Source organism: Streptomyces caniscabiei, assembly GCF_014930365.1.
Taxonomy (GTDB): Bacteria; Actinomycetota; Actinomycetes; order Streptomycetales; family Streptomycetaceae; genus Streptomyces; species Streptomyces caniscabiei.
The window spans coordinates 800477-817035 of sequence record NZ_JABXWI010000002.1 but is presented as its reverse complement, the minus strand read 5'-3'; the positions used below and the strand labels follow the sequence as shown (position 1 = coordinate 817035).

Sequence of the window (16559 nt, the reverse complement as noted above, 5' to 3'; positions counted from 1 at the left end):
CACCGTCCACCTCTTCCTCACCCCCAGCAACTGGAGTCCCACGCGAGGTAGTTGACCCCTCAAGGGCACATGGCGACGCCCTTGAACGCGAAACGGGTGTGGCCCGAGCCGTGTCGGCTCGGGCCACACCCGCCAGTACCTGCGGCGAAGGTCAGGGCAGCTGCGCCGCCCGCGCCTCGCGACGGTTGTCGCGGAAGTTGTTCACACGGCGCGCCGTGGCGAAGAGCGGGATGACCGCGCCCATCACGAGCTGCAGGGCGCAGCCGGTCTGGAGCAGGAGCTGACCGCCGGGCGCGTCGAACGCCCAGGCCGCCAGCAGGCCCATCGCCAGGACGATCCAGGTGAGCACCGCCCCCGCGAGGGGACCCCGCGGCTTCGGGTACTCGACGCGGCTCACCATCAGCCACGCGACGCCGACGATCGCCAGCAGGGTCGCCACGAAGGGCAGCTCCAGGAGCACGATCGAGATGACCGTGAGCGCGCCGAACGGCGACGGCATGCCCTGGAAGGTGCCGTCCTTCACCGTCACGCAGGAGAATCTCGCGAGCCTCAGCACCACCGCCAGCAGCACGACGATCGCCCCCACCGCCGCCACCCGCTGGTGCGCGTCGTCCGCGACCATGCCGTAGACGAGGACGAAGTACGCCGGCGCCAGGCCGAAGCTGATCAGGTCGGAGAGGTTGTCCAGCTCCGCGCCCATCGGCGAGGAGCGGAGCTTGCGCGCCACCAGCCCGTCGAACAGGTCGAAGATCGCCGCGCACAGCATCAGGATCACCGCGGTGGCCGCGCTGTGCCGGGCCATGCCCGACTCCTGGCTGCCGGTGAGGTGCGGGATCAGGATGCCCGTGGTGGTGAAGTACACCGCCATGAAGCCGCACGTGGCGTTACCCAGGGTGAGCGTGTCCGCTATCGACAGGCGGAGCGACAGCGGCATCTCCTCCGCGTCGTCCTCCACCTCGTCCACCTCGGGCACCCAGCCCGCCCCGGTCTGGCCGGGTTGGGTCTCCGGATCAATCACGGTCAATGCGAGTCACCCCAGCCACGGTCTTCTGGCCCACCTCGACGTCGATCTCCACACCCTCGGGCAGGTAGATGTCGACGCGCGAGCCGAAGCGGATCAGCCCGATCCGGTCACCCTGCTCCACCTTGGTGCCCTCGGGGATGTACGGAACGATGCGGCGAGCCACGGCGCCGGCGATCTGGATCATCTCGATGTCACCGAGTTCGGTGTCGAAGTGCCAGACGACGCGCTCGTTGTTCTCGCTCTCCTTGTTGAACGCCGGCACGAACCCACCCGGGATGTGCTCCACGGACGTCACCGTGCCGGAGAGCGGCGCGCGGTTGACGTGGACGTTGAGCGGGCTCATGAAGATCGCGACGCGGGTGCGTCCGTCCTTCCACGGCATGATGCTCTGCACCACTCCGTCGGCGGGCGAGATGACCCGGCCCTGGGCGATCTCACGCTCGGGGTCGCGGAAGAACCACAGCATGCCCGCCGCCAGCGCGGTGGCGGGTACGGCCACGGCGCGCGCGGCGCCGGAGCGGCGCGAACGGGCGAGGCTGAGTGCTGCGGTGGCGACGGTCGGGAGAAGCCACGGCGATGCTCCGCGCGCAATACGTACGCCTGCCAGGCTGTCGCGTGGTGCAGAGGTTTGGCTGTGGGGCATGGATGACCTTCGTAGCGGATGATGCCGCGCGGTGACTGGGGACGGCGGCTTTCACGGGATCGTACCGGTCGCTGACCGCAACTGGGCAAGCCAGGAAGCCGAGTCGACGACCGAAGAGTGCTGACGGGGTGTGATCTTCTTCTCGAAGAAAACACCCCGAACCAGACATCCGACCCTGGACCAACCGCGTACTAGCCCTGGAATCGATACTCTTCGAGCAGCCGACGACCGATGATCATTTTCTGGATTTCGGCGGTACCTTCACCGATCAGCAGCATCGGCGCCTCACGGTAGAGGCGCTCGATCTCGTACTCCTTGGAGAAGCCGTAACCGCCGTGGATCCGGAATGCGTCCTCGACGACTTCTTTGCAGTATTCGGAGGCGAGGTACTTCGCCATCCCTGCTTCGAGGTCGTTTCGTTCGCCCGAGTCCTTTTTGCGTGCTGCGTTGACCATCATCGCATGCGCGGCCTCGACCTTGGTAGCCATCTCGGCCAGCTTGAACTGGATCGCCTGGTGCTGGGCGATCTGCTTGCCGAAAGTATGGCGCTGCTGGGCGTACCGGACACCGAGCTCGAATGCACGCTGAGCGACACCGCAGCCACGCGCGGCCACATTCACCCGGCCCACCTCGACGCCGTCCATCATTTGGTAAAACCCTCGGCCCGTGGTGCCGCCGAGTACACGATTGGCCGGAATGCGCAGTCCGTCCATGATGAGCTCGGTCGTGTCGACGCCCTTGTAGCCCATCTTGTCGATCTTCCCGGGAATGGTGAGGCCGGGGCGGACCTCTCCGAAGCCGGGCTCCTTCTCGACGAGGAAGGTCGTCATCGACTTGTGGGGCGCCGTGCCCTCCGGGTGTCCTTCGTCACTTCGGACGAGAACGGCGACCAGTGTTGACGTCCCGCCGTTCGTCAGCCACATCTTCTGACCGTTCAGGACGTACTCGTCGCCGTCCTTGACCGCCTTCGAGGTGATCGCCGACACGTCCGAGCCGAGCCCCGGCTCCGACATGGAGAAGGCGCCCCGGACGTCGCCGGCCGCCATCCTCGGCAGGAAGTGGTCCTTCTGCTCCTCGGTGCCGTGCTGCTTGAGCATGTACGCCACGATGAAGTGCGTGTTGATGATCCCGGACACGGACATCCAGCCCCGGGCGATCTCCTCCACGCACAGCGCGTACGTGAGGAGGGACTCACCCAGACCGCCGTACTCCTCGGGGATCATCAGACCGAACAGGCCCAGTTCCTTGAGCCCGTCGACGATCGCTTGCGGGTACTCGTCCCGGTGCTCCAGCTCGGTCGCGACCGGGATGATCTCCTTGTCCACGAAGTCACGGACGGTGGAGAGGATCTCCTGCTGGACGTCCGTGAGGCCGTGGGTCTGGGCGAGTCGTGCCATGGCTACTTCTCCTGCTCCCTGAGCTCGGGGCGGCCCGGCTGCTCGCCGCCGCGCTCCTTGATGTAGGTCTCGGTGGGCACCATGACCTTGCGACGGAACACACAGACCAGCGTGCCGTCCTGCTTGTAGCCCTTGGTCTCGACGTACACGATGCCGCGGTCGTTCTTCGACTTCGACGGCCACTTGTCGAGCACGGTCGTCTGGCCGTAGATCGTGTCGCCGTGGAAGGTCGGCGCCACGTGCTTGAGCGACTCGATCTCCAGGTTGGCGATCGCCTTGCCGGAGACGTCCGGTACCGACATGCCGAGCAGCAGGGAGTAGATGTAGTTCCCGACCACCACGTTCTTGCCGAAGTCCGTCGTCTTCTCGGCGTAGTTGACGTCCATGTGGAGCGGGTGGTGGTTCATGGTGAGGAGACAGAAGAGGTGGTCGTCGTACTCCGTGACCGTCTTCCCGGGCCAGTGCTTGTAGACCGCCCCGACCTCGAACTCCTCGTAGGTGCGTCCGAACTGCATCGCGCTCATGCCTCCGGGATCTCGAACTTCGACGTCCGCTGCATGCCGGCGGCCCGTCCCTTGCCGGAGACGACCAGCGCCATCTTGCGGCTGGCCTCGTCGATCATCTCGTCGCCGAGCATGGCCGAGCCCTTCTTGCCGCCCGCCTCGGAGGTGTAGTAGTCGTACGCGTCCAGGATCAGTTCGGCATGGTCGTAGTCCTCCTGCGAGGGCGAGAAGATCTCGTTGGACGCCTCGACCTGGCCCGGGTGCAGCACCCACTTGCCGTCGAAACCGAGCGCGGCGGCGCGCTGGGCGACCTCGCGGTAGCCGTCGATGTTGCGGATCTGGAGGTAGGGGCCGTCGATCGCCTGGAGGTTGTTGGCGCGGGCGGCCATCAGGATCTTCATCAGGATGTAGTGGTAGGCGTCCGCCGGGTAGCCGGGCGGCTGCTCGCCCACGACCAGCGACTTCATGTTGATCGAGGCCATGAAGTCGGCCGGGCCGAAGATGATCGTCTCGACGCGCTGGGAGGCCGTCGCGATCTCGTTGACGTTGTTCAGGCCCTGCGCGTTCTCGATCTGCGCCTCGATGCCGATCTTGCCGACCTCGAAGCCCATCGTCTTCTCGATCTGGGTGAGGAGGAGATCGAGGGCGACGACCTGCTGGGCCGTCTGCACCTTCGGCAGCATGATGCAGTCGAGGTTCTGCCCGGCGCCCTCGACGACGGTCACGACATCGCGGTACGTCCACTCCGTCGTCCAGTCGTTGACGCGCACGACCCGTGTCTTGCCGGTCCAGTCGCCCTCGTTGAGGAACTTGACGATGGTGTGCCGCGCCTCGGGCTTGGCGAGCGGGGCGCAGGCGTCCTCCAGGTCGAGGAAGACCTGGTCCGCCGGGAGGCCCTGGGCCTTCTCCAGGAAGCGGGGGTTGCTTCCCGGCACCGCGAGGCAGGAGCGCCGCGGACGGAGGCGGTTCACCTGGGGAACAGGGCTGGTCATGCGGGGACCTCCAGGGGGTCGAGCTTGTTGGCCTTGCGGATCTCGTCGACGATACGGCCGATGATCCCGGTGATGTCGAAGTCCTTCGGGGTGAACACGGCGGCCACTCCGGCGGCCCTGAGCCGGTCGGCGTCCGCGTTCGGGATGATCCCGCCGGCGATCACCGGGATGTCGCCGGCGCCCGCCTCGCGCAGCCGCTCCAGCACGTCCGGGACGAGCTGGGCGTGCGAGCCGGAGAGGATGGAGAGGCCGACCGCGTGCACGTCCTCGGCGAGGGCGGCGTCCACGATCTGCTCAGGGGTGAGCCGGATGCCCTGGTAGACCACCTCGAAGCCCGCGTCGCGGGCCCGCACGGCGATCTGCTCGGCCCCGTTGGAGTGCCCGTCCAGGCCCGGCTTGCCGACCAGGAAGCGGAGCTTGCCGACGCCCAGATCCTTGGCGGTCAGGTCCACCTTGCGGCGGACCCCCGCCATGGCCGAGCCCTCCTCGGCGGAGACGGCCACCGGCGCCGACGAGACACCGGTCGGTGCCCGGAACTCCCCGAACACCTCACGGAGGGCCCCGGCCCACTCGCCGGTCGTGACCCCGGCCCGGGCGCACTCCAGGGTGGCCTCCATGAGGTTGTCCGTGCCCTTCGCGGCCTCCTTGAGCCGCTCCAGCGCCTTGCACGGGCGCGGGTGGTTGAAGGGTGGCTGGTAGCGGGTGTCGCGCCAGTTCTGCAGGGACGTGATGACGCGGGCCTCGACGGCCGGGTCGACCGTCTGGATCGCCGCGTCCAGGTCGGCGGTCAGCGGGTTCGGCTCGGTCGACTCGAAGATGTTGACGCCGACGATCTTCTCCTCGCCGGACTCGATCCGGGCCCGGCGCTCGGCGTGCGAGGAGACCAGCTGCGACTTCAGGTAGCCGGACTCGACGGCCGCCATCGCGCCGCCCATCTCCTGGATCCGCTCGATCTCGGCGAAGGACTGCTCGACCAGTTCGGCCACCTTCGCCTCGATGACGTGCGAGCCCTCGAAGATGTCCTCGTACTCCAGCAGGTCGCTCTCGTGGGCCAGCACCTGCTGGATGCGCAGCGACCACTGCTGGTCCCACGGCCGGGGCAGGCCCAGCGCCTCGTTCCAGGCCGGCAGCTGCACGGCACGCGCCCGCGCGTCCTTGGAGAGGGTCACGGCCAGCATCTCCAGCACGATCCGCTGGACGTTGTTCTCCGGCTGAGCCTCGGTCAGCCCGAGGGAGTTGACCTGGACGCCGTACCGGAAGCGGCGCTGCTTGGGGTTCTCGATGCCGTACCGCTCACGGGTGATGCGGTCCCAGATGCGGCCGAACGCCCGCATCTTGCACATCTCCTCGACGAAGCGGACGCCCGCGTTCACGAAGAACGAGATGCGGGCGACCACATCGCCCATGCGCTCCTCGGGCACCTGGCCGGAGTCGCGCACGGCGTCGAGGACCGCGATGGCCGTGGACATCGCGTACGCGATCTCCTGCACCGGCGTGGCCCCGGCCTCCTGCAGGTGGTAGCTGCAGATGTTGATCGGGTTCCACTTCGGGATGTGGGAGACCGTGTACGCGATCATGTCCGTCGTCAGCCGGAGCGAGGGTCCCGGCGGGAACACATGGGTGCCCCGCGACAGGTACTCCTTGACGATGTCGTTCTGGGTCGTGCCCTGGAGCCGGGTGATGTCGACACCCTGTTCCTCGGCGACGACCTGGTAGAGCGCCAGCAGCCACATGGCGGTGGCGTTGATGGTCATCGAGGTGTTCATCTGCTCCAGGGGGATGTCCTGGAACAGCCTGCGCATGTCACCGAGATGGGCCACCGGGACGCCGACCCGGCCGACCTCGCCGCGGGCGAGGATGTGGTCGGAGTCGTAGCCGGTCTGGGTCGGCAGGTCGAAGGCGACCGACAGACCCGTCTGCCCCTTGGCGAGGTTGCGCCGGTACAACTCGTTGGACGCCTCGGCCGTGGAGTGGCCGGCGTACGTCCGCATGAGCCAGGGCCGGTCCTTGGCTTTCCCGCCCTCGGTGGGCTGACGCTCGCTCATCGTGGACCTCAGACGTTCCGGAAGCGGTTGATGGCGTCGATGTGCTGGGCGCGCTTGTCGTGGTCGCGGACGCCCAGGCCCTCCTCGGGGGCCAGCGCGAGGACGCCGACCTTGCCCTGGTGGAGGTTGCGGTGCACGTCGTACGCGGCCTGCCCGGTCTCCTCCAGGGAGTAGACCTTCGACAGCGTCGGGTGGATCTTGCCCTTGGCGATGAGGCGGTTGGCCTCCCACGCCTCGCGGTAGTTCGCGAAGTGCGAGCCGATGATCCGCTTCAGCGACATCCACAGGTAGCGGTTGTCGTACTCGTGCATGTAGCCCGAGGTCGAGGCGCAGGTGGTGATGGTGCCGCCCTTGCGGGTGACGAAGACGCTCGCGCCGAAGGTCTCGCGGCCCGGGTGCTCGAACACGATGTCGATGTCCTCGCCGCCGGTGAGTTCGCGGATGCGCTTGCCGAAGCGCTTCCACTCCTTGGGGTCCTGGGTGTTCTCGTCCTTCCAGAACTTGTAGCCCTCGGCGTTGCGGTCGATGATCGCGTCGGCGCCCATCGCGCGGCAGATGTCCGCCTTCTGCTCGCTGGAGACGACACAGATCGGGTTGGCGCCACCGGCCAGGGCGAACTGCGTGGCGTAGCTGCCGAGGCCACCGCTGGCGCCCCAGATCAGCACGTTGTCGCCCTGCTTCATGCCGGCGCCGTTGCGGGAGACCAGTTGCCGGTAGGCGGTGGAGTTGACCAGGCCCGGGGCGGCGGCCTCCTCCCAGCTGAGGTGGTCCGGCTTCGGCATCAGCTGGTTGGACTTGACGAGCGCGATCTCGGCGAGCCCGCCGAAGTTGGTCTCGAAGCCCCAGATCCGCTGCTCGGGGTCGAGCATCGTGTCGTTGTGGCCGTCGGAGGACTCCAGCTCGACGGAGAGGCAGTGCGCGACGACCTCGTCACCGGGCCGCCAGGCGTTGACGCCGGGGCCGGTGCGCAGGACGACGCCCGCGAGGTCGGAGCCGATGATGTGGTACGGCAGGTCGTGGCGCTTGGCCAGCTCGCTGGTGCGGCCGTAGCGCTCCAGGAATCCGAAGGTGGACAGCGGCTCGAAGATCGAGGTCCACACCGAGTTGTAGTTGACCGAGGAGGCCATGACGGCCACCAGGGCCTCGCCCGGGCCCAGCTCCGGGAGCGGGACCTCGTCCAGGTGGATCGACTTGCGCGGGTCCTTCTCGCGGGTCGCCATGCCCGCGAACATCTCCGTCTCGTCCTTGTGCACGGTGATCGCGCGGTACGACTCGGGGAGCGGCAGAGCGGCGAAGTCGGCGGACGTGGAGTCCGGCGACTGGATCGCGTCCAGGATGTCCTTCACGGTGGTGCCTCCGGCGACGTGCGTCCTTGAGGGAAGGGCGCTGTTGAGGGTTACGTCGGGTGCTGCAGAGCTGTCTGGTGATGCCGTCGGTTCGGCGGAGGTGGTGCTTCGGCGGCGCTGTGTGTGGCGCGGAGGGTTGCCTGTGACGCAGGCGTCCGGGCGCGTGGACCGTGGTCCGCGGGGACAGCCGACGAACGAGATTTCGCGGTGCGTCGGCCGCCCGGACTCCTTCAACGTATGGCACGCCGTGTCACCTCGCAAGGCACCGAGTGCCAGAAAGTTCGCTCAGGTGAAATCTTTACGTAACACCTGAGCGATGATCGATCAGACGCGGGTGAAAAAGGGCCCCTGACGTGCCAAAACGGCCACCCCGAGGGGTGGCCGTTCTCACAGTTACCGTTGAGTAGATCGTGGTGCGCGGGGGTGTCAGCGGTCGCGGAGAGCCTCTTCGATGGTCCGCATGACCTCGTCGAGCGGGGCGTCGGTCCGGGCGACCGTCACCAGGACCTCGCCGTGCGTGGAGGCCGTCGCGGCGGCCGACTCGGGGGCCAGGGTGCGGCCGGCGCCGGTGCCCTTGCCGAACGTCCTGCGGACGATGGCGAAGGCGTGGTCGAGCTGGCTCTCGACGTCGCCCTGCCCGCCGGATCTGAGCCACCGCCGCAGCACGTGATTGTGCGCGGTGACCACCGCCGACGCGGCCACCTCGGCGAGCAGCGGGTCGTCGTTGCCGGCGTCGTGGTGGGCGTTCTCGTCGAAGTGGCCCAGCAGATAACGGGTGAAGAGGCGCTCGTAGCGGGCCACGGAGGCGATCTCCGCCTCCCGGAGGGTGGGAACCTCACGGGTCAGCTTGTAGCGGGCGACCGAGATCTCCGGCCGGGCCGCGTACATCTTCATGACCTCCTTGATCCCGCGGCACACCGTGTCGAGCGGGTGCTCGTGCGGGGGCGCCGCGTTGAGCACCGCCTCGGCGCGGATCAGGGTGTCGTCGTGGTCCGGGAAGATCGCCTCTTCCTTGGAGCGGAAGTGGCGGAAGAAGGTGCGGCGGGCGACCCCGGCCGCCGCCGCGATCTCGTCGACGGTGGTCGCCTCGTACCCCTTGGTCGAGAACAGCTCCATGGCCGCGGCCGCCAGTTCCCGGCGCATCTTGAGGCGTTGGGCGGCGGCACGGCTTCCCGCGGCGCTCTCCGGAGGAGCGTCGGGCGCAGCTGGCGTACGTGAGGACTTGGCGGGCTGGGACATGCCCCGAACGTACTGCATCCGTGCAGGAGAGTGCGCGTGTCCGGCCGTCCCCCCACCCGTCCTGGACGCGGGCGGGAGCGGTTCGCGGGCGGGGGAGACGGGGCACGGGCCGGGCGCGGAGGCGGCGGATCGGGCCGAGGAGGGGCGGCTGCCCGGGCCGAGCAGCCCGCCCCAGTCCGCCTCGGACGCCGACGGGGACGCCCGGTTGGATTCCGCCGGGCCCGACAGCCGGGCCGACGGCGTGGCCGCCGGCCCCCCTGCCGTGACGGACTCGTCGCCCGACCGCTCAGCGCTTGGCATATTCGCGGAAGCCACGGCCCGTCTTGCGGCCGAGGCAGCCCGCGGCCACCAGGTGCTCGAGCAGCGGCGCCGGGGCCAGCCCCGGGTCGCGGAACTCGCGGTGCAGCACCTTCTCGATGGCCAGCGAGACGTCCAGCCCGACCACGTCCAGCAGTTCGAACGGGCCCATCGGGTAGCCGCCGCCCAGCTTCATGGCCGCGTCGATGTCGTCCAGCGTCGCGTAGTGCTCCTGCACCATCTTGATCGCGTTGTTCAGGTACGGGAACAGCAGCGCGTTCACGATGAACCCGGCGCGGTCGCCGCAGTCCACCGGGTGCTTGCGGACCTTCGCGCACAGCTCGCGGACCGTGGCGTGGACATCGTCGGCGGTCAGCACCGTGCGGACCACCTCGACCAGCTTCATCGCCGGCGCCGGGTTGAAGAAGTGCATCCCGATCACGTCCTGCGGCCGCGAGGTGGCGCGGGCGCAGGCGACGACCGGCAGCGAGGAGGTCGTGGTGGCGAGGATCGCGCCCGGCTTGCAGACCTTGTCGAAGGTCGCGAACAGCTGCCGCTTGACCTCCAGGTCCTCCGCCACGGCCTCCAGCGCCAGATCGACGTCGGCGAAGGCGTCGTACGTGCCCGCCGGAGTGATCCGGTCCAGCGTCTCGGCGGCGGCCTCGACCGTCATCCGCCCCTTGTCCACGGAGCGCGCCAGCGACTTGCCGATCCGGGCCTTCGCGGCCTGCGCCTTCTCCTCGCTGCGGGCGGCCAGCACGACCTCGTACCCCGCCTTGGCGAACACCTCGGCGATCCCGGACGCCATGGTCCCGGAGCCCGCGACACCCACCGAGCGGACCGTGCGCCCGGCGGCCGCGGCGGTCCCGTCCGAGGGCGTCAGCGCGTCCGGCACGACGGTGGCGGACCCGGGGGCCTCGTAGGTGTAGAAACCGCGCCCTGACTTGCGGCCGGTCAGACCCGCCTCGCTGAGCTGCCGCAGGATGGGCGCCGGCGCGTGCAGCCGGTCGTGCGAGGCCGCGTACATGGCCTCCAGGACCGTGCGCGCGGTGTCGACGCCGATCATGTCCAGCAGTGCCAGCGGGCCCATCGGCAGACCGCAGCCCAGCCGCATCGCCGCGTCGATGTCCTCGCGGGAGGCGTACCTCGCCTCGTACATCGCGGCGGCCTGGTTGAGGTAGCCGAACAGCAGCCCGTCGGCGACGAATCCGGGCCGGTCGCCGACCGCGACGGGCTCCTTGCCGAGGTCGAGGGCGAGATCCGTGACCCGGGCGACGGCCTGGGGCGCGGTCAGCACCGAGGAGACGACCTCGACCAGCTTCATCGCGGGCGCCGGGTTGAAGAAGTGCAGCCCGAGGACCCGCTCCGGACGCGCCGACTCGGCGGCCAGCCGCGTCACCGACAGGGCGTTGGTGCCGGTGGCGAGAACCGTCTCCGGCCGCACGATCGCGTCGAGTTCACGGAAGACCTGCTGCTTGATCTCGTACGACTCCGGGACCACCTCGATCACCAGGTCGGCGTCGGACGCGGCCTGGAGGTCGGTGAAGGTGCGGAAGCGGGCGAGGGCGTCACCGCGCTCCCGCTCGGTGATCCGCCCACGGGCCACGGCACGCTCGGTCGCGGCCTCCAGCGCGGCCACGGCGCGGGCGCCGGCGGCCTCGCTGATGTCGATGCCGACGACCTCGCGGCCGGCCCGGGCCAGCACCTCGGCGATACCGGTGCCCATGGTGCCGAGACCGACCACGGCGATCGTCTGGAACGGGGATTGCGCAGACAGAGGGGACAGCGACGAGTCGGAAAGGGGAGTGGCCATCGCGGGACTCCAGGAATGAGGGTGACGACTGAGGGAAGCACCGCGGATACGCGAAGAGCGCGCGAGCGGCGCGTGGGGCGCGGGTGTGGGTGGTGCCGGGCTGATGAACGCACACGCCCGGTGCCGTCGCCGGGGCGTGCACACGCCCGGGGGAACGGCTGAACCGACCGGCCCTGTCCCGAGGCCGAGCCGTACTGGTACGCGGATACCGAAACTCCGGGTACCGAACCGACTGTGCTCGCGACGGCTGCGTCACCAAACCGTCGAGAGCGAACACGAGTGGGTAACTCGCTCGTCTGAGCTTAACCGGTGGGTAACGAGCGCGCCAGCCCTCGTCTTTGTGAGCTACGTCCCTGAAACGCCGCCACGCCCGTACGCTCGGTGGCATGGACGAGGAGTTGCGATCACTCACGGAGCGTGTGCGGAGCGAGTCGGGGGGCGCGGCGGGTCACGAGCGGCTCGTCACGACCGAGTCCACGGACGAGTTGGCGGCGGTGCTCACCGAACCGGGGCAGCCGTTGTGGGCGCGGGAACTGGCGGCGTTCAGGCTGGGGGTGGCGGGGGACCGCCGGGCCTTCGAGTCACTGGTCCTGCTCCTCAACCACCGGGATCCGCCGCGGTGCCGCTCCGCCGCGTACGCGCTGGCCCGGCTCGGCGACCCGCGCACCGCCCGCGCCGCCGCCGCCCTCGCCACGAACGAACTGCGCGTCGCCTACGCCCTGCACCCCGTGCGGCTGCTCGTCGAACTCCGGGCGCCCGAGGCGGTGCCGGCGCTGATCACCACGCTCCGGCGCCGGCTGACTCCGCACGACCCCTACCGCCGGGTGGCGCTCGCCTGTGTGGAGGGGCTGGGTGTGCTGGGGGACACCCGGGCCGAGCCCGTGCTGAACGACGCCCTCGCCCATCCGAGCCTCGCGGAGGCGGCGGTGCGGGCGCTGACGCGGATGCGCTCCGCTTAGGGGGCCGTTCCTTCGGCCGGGGCTGTTTCTTCGGCTGCGGGCCGGTGGGGGCTTGTCGCGCCCCGCGGCGGAGCCGCATATCGGATACAGCCCCGCGCCCCTTAGCGGGGTCGTGCGTAACGCATCTCGGGAACTTCGACCCCGGCTGCCTCGAAGGGTTCCTCCGCACCGTCCGCCGTGAAACCGTGATGCTCGTAGAAGCGGCGGGCCCTGGTGTTCTCCTTGAGGACCCACAGGAGCATCCGGTCGTGGCCGGCGGCCTCGCAGCGTTCGGTCGTGGTGCGCAGGAGTGCCGCGCCGACCCCGCCGCCCCAGTGCCCCGGCCGGACGTAGAGCGCGTACAACTCGGCGTCAGCGGTGCGGACCTCGCCGTCGCGGTAGGGGCCGTACGCCGCCCAGCCGAGGATCTCGCCGGCCCGCTCGGCGACCAGGTTCACCACCGGGTTGCCGGGCTTCAGCAGCATGGCGCGCCGGTGCTCGGCGTCCTTGGCCACGTCCATCGCGTCGAGGTACGACCGCGGTACGAGGCCGGCGTACGCGTTCCGCCAGCCCCCCACGCGGATCTCGGCCACGGGGCGGCAGTCGGCGCTGGTCATCTCGCGTATGCGGAGGTCATGGGGAGCGGCGTTCATGGCCGCACCCTAGGGCCGGACGGCCGGGGGAGTCCCGCGGTTTTCGGCGGGCCTTCCCCGGCCGGGCGGTCAGCGGCGGTGGCCCAGCAGGCCGTGCAGTGTCGAGCCCCGGGACGAGGCGGACGCGGTCTTGGTGCTCAGGGGCTTGGGGTCGGGGAGCTTGGCGCAGACGGCGTCGGTCTCGCCCGTGCCGCGCGGCACCCTGCCGTCGGTCAGATACGCCGCCAGGTGCTTGTCCAGGCAGCTGTTGCCGCTCAGCGAGATGCCGTGGTTCCCGCCGCCCTGCTCGACCACCAGACTGGAGCCCCGCAGCAGCTGGTGGGTGACGGCTCCGCCCGCGTACGGGGTGGCCGCGTCGTCCGTCGCCTGGAGGATCAGGACCGGCGGCAGCGCGGTGTTGGAGACGTCCACCGGGTTCAGCGCCTCGGTCGGCCAGAACGCGCAGGGCGCGTTGTACCAGGCGTTGTTCCAGGTCATGAAGGGCGCCTTCTCGTACGCCGCCCAGTTGTCGTCGCGCCACTCGGCCCAGGCGCGCGGCCAGTGCGCGTCCCGGCACTGCACCGAGGTGTAGACGCTGTAGCCGTTGTCGCCGGCCCGGTCGACGGCGCCGAAGTTCTCGTAGACCTCGACCAGCGGGTCGTCGTTCTTCTTGTTCGCGTAGGCGGCGAACGCCTCGGCGAGATGGGGCCAGTAGCCGTCGTAGTAGCCGCCGGGCATGAAGGTGTCCTCCAGCTCGGCGGGGCCCACCTTGCCGTCCGCGGGCTTGCGGGCCAGCGCCGCCCGCATCGCGTACCACTTGGCCTCGATCTTCTCCGGATCGGTGCCGAGCCTGTACGTCTTGTGGTTCTTGGCGATCCAGGCCATCAGCGCCCGGTGGCGGTCGTTGAACGCCTGGTCCTGCTGGAGGTTGTCGTCGTACCAGACGCCCGAGGGGTCGACGACGGAGTCCAGCACCGCGCGCCGTACCCGGTGCGGGAAGAGCTTGCCGTACACGGCGCCCAGGTAGGTGCCGTACGAGTAGCCGAAGTAGTTGATCTTCTTGGCGCCGAGGGCCGCGCGGATGGCGTCCATGTCCTTGGCCGAGCTGACCGTGTCGATGAACGGCAGCACGTCCGCGTACTTCTTCGCGCAGGCGTCGGCGAAGGCCTCGGCACGCTTGAGGTTGGCTCGCTCGGCCTTCGCGTCGACCGGCAGGGAGTCGGGGCGCACCGGCGAGAAGTGCCCGGGCCGGCAGTCGAGCGCGGGCTTGCTGGCGCCGACGCCGCGCGGGTCGAAGCCGATGACGTCGTACTGCGCCGCCACCTTCTTCGGCAGCGAGGACGCGACGAACCCGGCCAGCGTGCGGCCGCTGCCGCCGGGGCCGCCCGGATTGACCACCAGGGGGCCCTGGTACTTCTTCGCGGTGTGCGGGACACGGGACAGGGCGAGCGTGATCTTCCTGCCGTCCGGCTCGTCGTGGTTCAACGGCACTTTCAGGGTGGTGCACTGGAGCGTCGGGTAGTCGCCGGTGGCGCACTTCTTCCAGGCGAGCTTCGCCGCCGGCGCGGCGGCGAGGGCGCCGCTCGCGCCGGCCGGGACCGCCGAGACCATTCCGGCCAACACGGCGGCGGCACCGCACAGAGCAGCTGCGCGCTTCTTCATCGTCAGGCCTCCCAGGACGGAGGATCGCGGGCCGTGCAGACCACGGCCTTCGTCGCATCGTCCCGGAGCAGGCCCCCGAAGGAACTCGTTCCGGCGAGAGTTGACCCCATCGGGGGCGCGAGAAGCGCCCGGATGCCCCGTGGGAGGTCAGAGCAGTGTCAGCTGCGTCGGCTCCGTCTCCCGGACCGGCTCGGGCGCCGCCGGCTCGCGCGCCGGTGTCCGTCGCGGCAGCTCCGCGCGCCGGGGGCCCATGCCGTACTCCTCGGCCAGTTCGTGGACCTGACGGGTGATCTGACGCTGATACCACTTGGGGGCGTAGGCGCCCTCCGCGTACAGCAGCTCGTACCGGCGTACGAGACGGGGGTGGTGGCGTTCCAGCCAGGCCATGTACCACTCGCGGGCGCCGGGCCGCAGATGCAGCACCAGCGGGGTCACCGAGGTCGCGCCGGAGGCGGCGATCGCCCGCACGGTGGCACGCAGCCGGTCGGGGTGGTCGCTGAGGAAGGGCAGCACGGGAGCCATCAGCACCCCGCAGCCGATGCCGAGGTCGGTGAAGGCCCGCACCACGTCGAGCCGGCGCTCCGGGGCGGGCGTACCCGGCTCGACCGTGCGCCACAGCTCGGGGTCGGTGAAGCCGACGGAGACCGAGACGCCGACCTCGGTGACCTCCGCGGCCTGCCGGATCAGCTCCAGGTCGCGCAGGATCAGCGTGCCCTTGGTCAGGATCGAGAAGGGGTTCGCGTGATCGCGCAGGGCGGCGATGATGCCCGGCATCAGGCGGTAGCGGCCCTCGGCGCGCTGGTAGCAGTCCACGTTGGTGCCCATGGCGATGTGCTCGCCGTGCCAGCGCGGTGAGGCGAGCTGCCGGCGCAGCAGGTCGGGCGCGTTGACCTTCACCACGATCTGCGAGTCGAAGTCGAGGCCCGTGTCGAGGTCCAGGTAGCTGTGGGTCTTGCGGGCGAAGCAGTAGACGCACGCGTGCGTGCAGCCCCGGTAGGGGTTCACCGTCCATTCGAACGGCATCCGGGAGGCCCCCGGGACCCGGTTGACGATCGTCCTCGCCCGGACCTCGTGGAAGGTCATGCCGCGGAACTCGGGGGTGTCGAAGGTGCGGCTCGTCACCAGGTCCGCGCCGAACAGCGCGGCGTCCCGGGCCGTGGCGGGGTTCTCGGCCAGATGGTCCCAGCGCATGGACGCCTCCTCGGTTGCTCTCCGCCTCAGAATAGAACACACGTTCCCTTGATCGTGCGAACTGGTTTTCGAACATCGTGTGGAGGTCTCGTCACGGGGCCCTCGGGGTCGTCCGCGCCAGGGCCTCGGGACCGTCCGCTCCGGGCCCTTGGGGCACCCCGATTTGGGCCCTCCGGCCGGGGGGTGGTTGGCTTTCCGCACATCCCCGAGTTACCAAGTGCTGGAGGAAGTGCAATGGCGCAGGTCGAGGCCACGACTGAACGAGTCGTAGCGGCGGACGCGGAGACGGTGTTCGACACCCTGGCCGAGTACAACGGCGCGCGCGAGAAGCTGATGCCGCAGCACTTCAGCGAGTACGAGGTGCGCGAGGGCGGCGACGGCGAGGGCACCCTCGTCCACTGGAAGCTCCAGGCCACCAAGAAGCGCGTGCGCGACTGCCTCCTGGAGGTCACCGAGCCCTCCGACGGCGAGCTCGTCGAGAAGGACCGCAACTCCTCCATGGTCACCGTCTGGCGGGTCACCCCGGCCGGCGAGGGCAGCTCCCGCGTCGTCGTCACCACCACCTGGCAGGGCGCCGGCGGCATCGGCGGCTTCTTCGAGAAGACCTTCGCCCCCAAGGGCCTCGCCCGTATCTACGACGCCCTGCTCGCCAACCTCGCCGCCGAGGTCGAGAAGTAGCACCCGGCGGGAAGGTGCACGGTCCAACGGGCGATCGCGCGGGGCGTGTTGCCGTCCTCACCGGTTCGGGTGGATCTCCCCGACGCTCCCCGGAATGCCGTAACTCGCCGTACTTGCCGACAGTTGCCGCTTAACGCGGGAATTGTCGGTGAGTGCGAC

Annotated in this window: 14 protein-coding genes; 2 read left to right on the top strand and 12 right to left on the bottom strand. The window is 69.6% G+C overall.

What is annotated here, in order from left to right; all coding sequences use genetic code 11:
- Nucleotides 1-151: 151 nt before the first annotated feature.
- The 9 genes from pssA to HW837_RS08040 form a co-directional block, all read right to left on the bottom strand.
- On the bottom strand, nucleotides 152-973 hold the full coding sequence (gene pssA, locus HW837_RS08080; protein ID WP_045556561.1) for a CDP-diacylglycerol--serine O-phosphatidyltransferase: 822 nt from the start codon (nucleotides 971-973) through the stop codon (nucleotides 152-154).
- Between the two features lie 37 nt (nucleotides 974-1010).
- The gene (locus HW837_RS08075; protein WP_078853363.1) at nucleotides 1011-1667 is read right to left on the bottom strand and encodes a phosphatidylserine decarboxylase; all 657 of its coding nucleotides are present in this window, start codon (nucleotides 1665-1667) and stop codon (nucleotides 1011-1013) included.
- Between the two features lie 191 nt (nucleotides 1668-1858).
- Nucleotides 1859-3064 (bottom strand): acyl-CoA dehydrogenase family protein, encoded by a 1206-nt coding sequence (locus HW837_RS08070; RefSeq protein WP_045556562.1) that lies wholly within the window; start codon nucleotides 3062-3064, stop codon nucleotides 1859-1861.
- A 2-nt stretch (nucleotides 3065-3066) separates the two neighbouring features.
- Nucleotides 3067-3579 (bottom strand): MaoC family dehydratase, encoded by a 513-nt coding sequence (locus tag HW837_RS08065; RefSeq protein ID WP_045556563.1) that lies wholly within the window; start codon nucleotides 3577-3579, stop codon nucleotides 3067-3069.
- Between the two features lie 5 nt (nucleotides 3580-3584).
- On the bottom strand, nucleotides 3585-4559 hold the full coding sequence (locus HW837_RS08060; RefSeq protein WP_060882785.1) for an HpcH/HpaI aldolase/citrate lyase family protein: 975 nt from the start codon (nucleotides 4557-4559) through the stop codon (nucleotides 3585-3587).
- Nucleotides 4556-6604 (bottom strand): protein meaA, encoded by a 2049-nt coding sequence (locus HW837_RS08055; protein ID WP_045556565.1) that lies wholly within the window; start codon nucleotides 6602-6604, stop codon nucleotides 4556-4558. Before HW837_RS08055 ends, HW837_RS08060 begins: the two co-directional genes overlap by 4 nt.
- A gap of 8 nt (nucleotides 6605-6612) precedes the next feature.
- Complete coding sequence (gene ccrA, locus HW837_RS08050; RefSeq protein ID WP_045556566.1) at nucleotides 6613-7950, bottom strand: crotonyl-CoA carboxylase/reductase; 1338 nt, start codon at nucleotides 7948-7950, stop codon at nucleotides 6613-6615.
- Between the two features lie 426 nt (nucleotides 7951-8376).
- Nucleotides 8377-9189, bottom strand: coding sequence for a TetR family transcriptional regulator (locus HW837_RS08045; protein ID WP_193379860.1), 813 nt, complete (start codon nucleotides 9187-9189; stop codon nucleotides 8377-8379).
- Between the two features lie 286 nt (nucleotides 9190-9475).
- Nucleotides 9476-11299, bottom strand: a complete 1824-nt coding sequence (locus tag HW837_RS08040) for a 3-hydroxyacyl-CoA dehydrogenase family protein (protein ID WP_193379861.1) — start codon at nucleotides 11297-11299, stop codon at nucleotides 9476-9478.
- Nucleotides 11300-11685: 386 nt separating this feature from the next.
- On the opposite strand from HW837_RS08040, the gene HW837_RS08035 reads away from it, so the two are divergent.
- Nucleotides 11686-12258 (top strand): adenylosuccinate lyase, encoded by a 573-nt coding sequence (locus tag HW837_RS08035; RefSeq protein ID WP_045556569.1) that lies wholly within the window; start codon nucleotides 11686-11688, stop codon nucleotides 12256-12258.
- A gap of 101 nt (nucleotides 12259-12359) precedes the next feature.
- Here the strand turns inward: HW837_RS08035 and HW837_RS08030 are convergent, their stop codons facing one another.
- From HW837_RS08030 to HW837_RS08020, 3 genes are all read right to left on the bottom strand, one after another.
- Complete coding sequence (locus HW837_RS08030; RefSeq protein WP_093790111.1) at nucleotides 12360-12890, bottom strand: GNAT family N-acetyltransferase; 531 nt, start codon at nucleotides 12888-12890, stop codon at nucleotides 12360-12362.
- 69 nt (nucleotides 12891-12959) lie between these two features.
- On the bottom strand, nucleotides 12960-14531 hold the full coding sequence (locus HW837_RS08025) for an alpha/beta hydrolase (RefSeq protein ID WP_177261886.1): 1572 nt from the start codon (nucleotides 14529-14531) through the stop codon (nucleotides 12960-12962).
- Nucleotides 14532-14678: 147 nt separating this feature from the next.
- Nucleotides 14679-15722 carry an Rv2578c family radical SAM protein gene (locus HW837_RS08020; RefSeq protein ID WP_093790109.1) on the bottom strand — a complete coding sequence of 348 codons (1044 nt, stop codon included), beginning with the start codon at nucleotides 15720-15722 and terminating at the stop codon, nucleotides 14679-14681.
- Between the two features lie 234 nt (nucleotides 15723-15956).
- Between HW837_RS08020 and HW837_RS08015 the strand changes: the two genes are divergently transcribed.
- Entirely contained in the window at nucleotides 15957-16400 is a 444-nt protein-coding gene (locus tag HW837_RS08015; protein WP_045556573.1) for an SRPBCC family protein, read from the top strand.
- The last annotated feature ends 159 nt before the right edge of the window (nucleotides 16401-16559 follow it).

Bases quoted from the DNA above. Each gene is read 5' to 3' on its own strand.
- HW837_RS08075 (WP_078853363.1), bottom strand. From the start codon at position 1,667: ATGCCCCACAGCCAAACCTCTGCACCACGCGACAGCCTGGCAGGCGTA.
- HW837_RS08070 (WP_045556562.1), bottom strand. From the start codon at position 3,064: ATGGCACGACTCGCCCAGACCCACGGCCTCACGGACGTCCAGCAGGAG.
- HW837_RS08065 (WP_045556563.1), bottom strand. From the start codon at position 3,579: ATGCAGTTCGGACGCACCTACGAGGAGTTCGAGGTCGGGGCGGTCTAC.
- HW837_RS08060 (WP_060882785.1), bottom strand. From the start codon at position 4,559: ATGACCAGCCCTGTTCCCCAGGTGAACCGCCTCCGTCCGCGGCGCTCC.
- HW837_RS08055 (WP_045556565.1), bottom strand. From the start codon at position 6,604: ATGAGCGAGCGTCAGCCCACCGAGGGCGGGAAAGCCAAGGACCGGCCC.
- HW837_RS08045 (WP_193379860.1), bottom strand. From the start codon at position 9,189: ATGTCCCAGCCCGCCAAGTCCTCACGTACGCCAGCTGCGCCCGACGCT.
- HW837_RS08040 (WP_193379861.1), bottom strand. From the start codon at position 11,299: ATGGCCACTCCCCTTTCCGACTCGTCGCTGTCCCCTCTGTCTGCGCAA.
- HW837_RS08035 (WP_045556569.1), top strand. From the start codon at position 11,686: ATGGACGAGGAGTTGCGATCACTCACGGAGCGTGTGCGGAGCGAGTCG.
- HW837_RS08030 (WP_093790111.1), bottom strand. From the start codon at position 12,890: ATGAACGCCGCTCCCCATGACCTCCGCATACGCGAGATGACCAGCGCC.
- HW837_RS08025 (WP_177261886.1), bottom strand. From the start codon at position 14,531: ATGAAGAAGCGCGCAGCTGCTCTGTGCGGTGCCGCCGCCGTGTTGGCC.
- HW837_RS08020 (WP_093790109.1), bottom strand. From the start codon at position 15,722: ATGCGCTGGGACCATCTGGCCGAGAACCCCGCCACGGCCCGGGACGCC.
- HW837_RS08015 (WP_045556573.1), top strand. From the start codon at position 15,957: ATGGCGCAGGTCGAGGCCACGACTGAACGAGTCGTAGCGGCGGACGCG.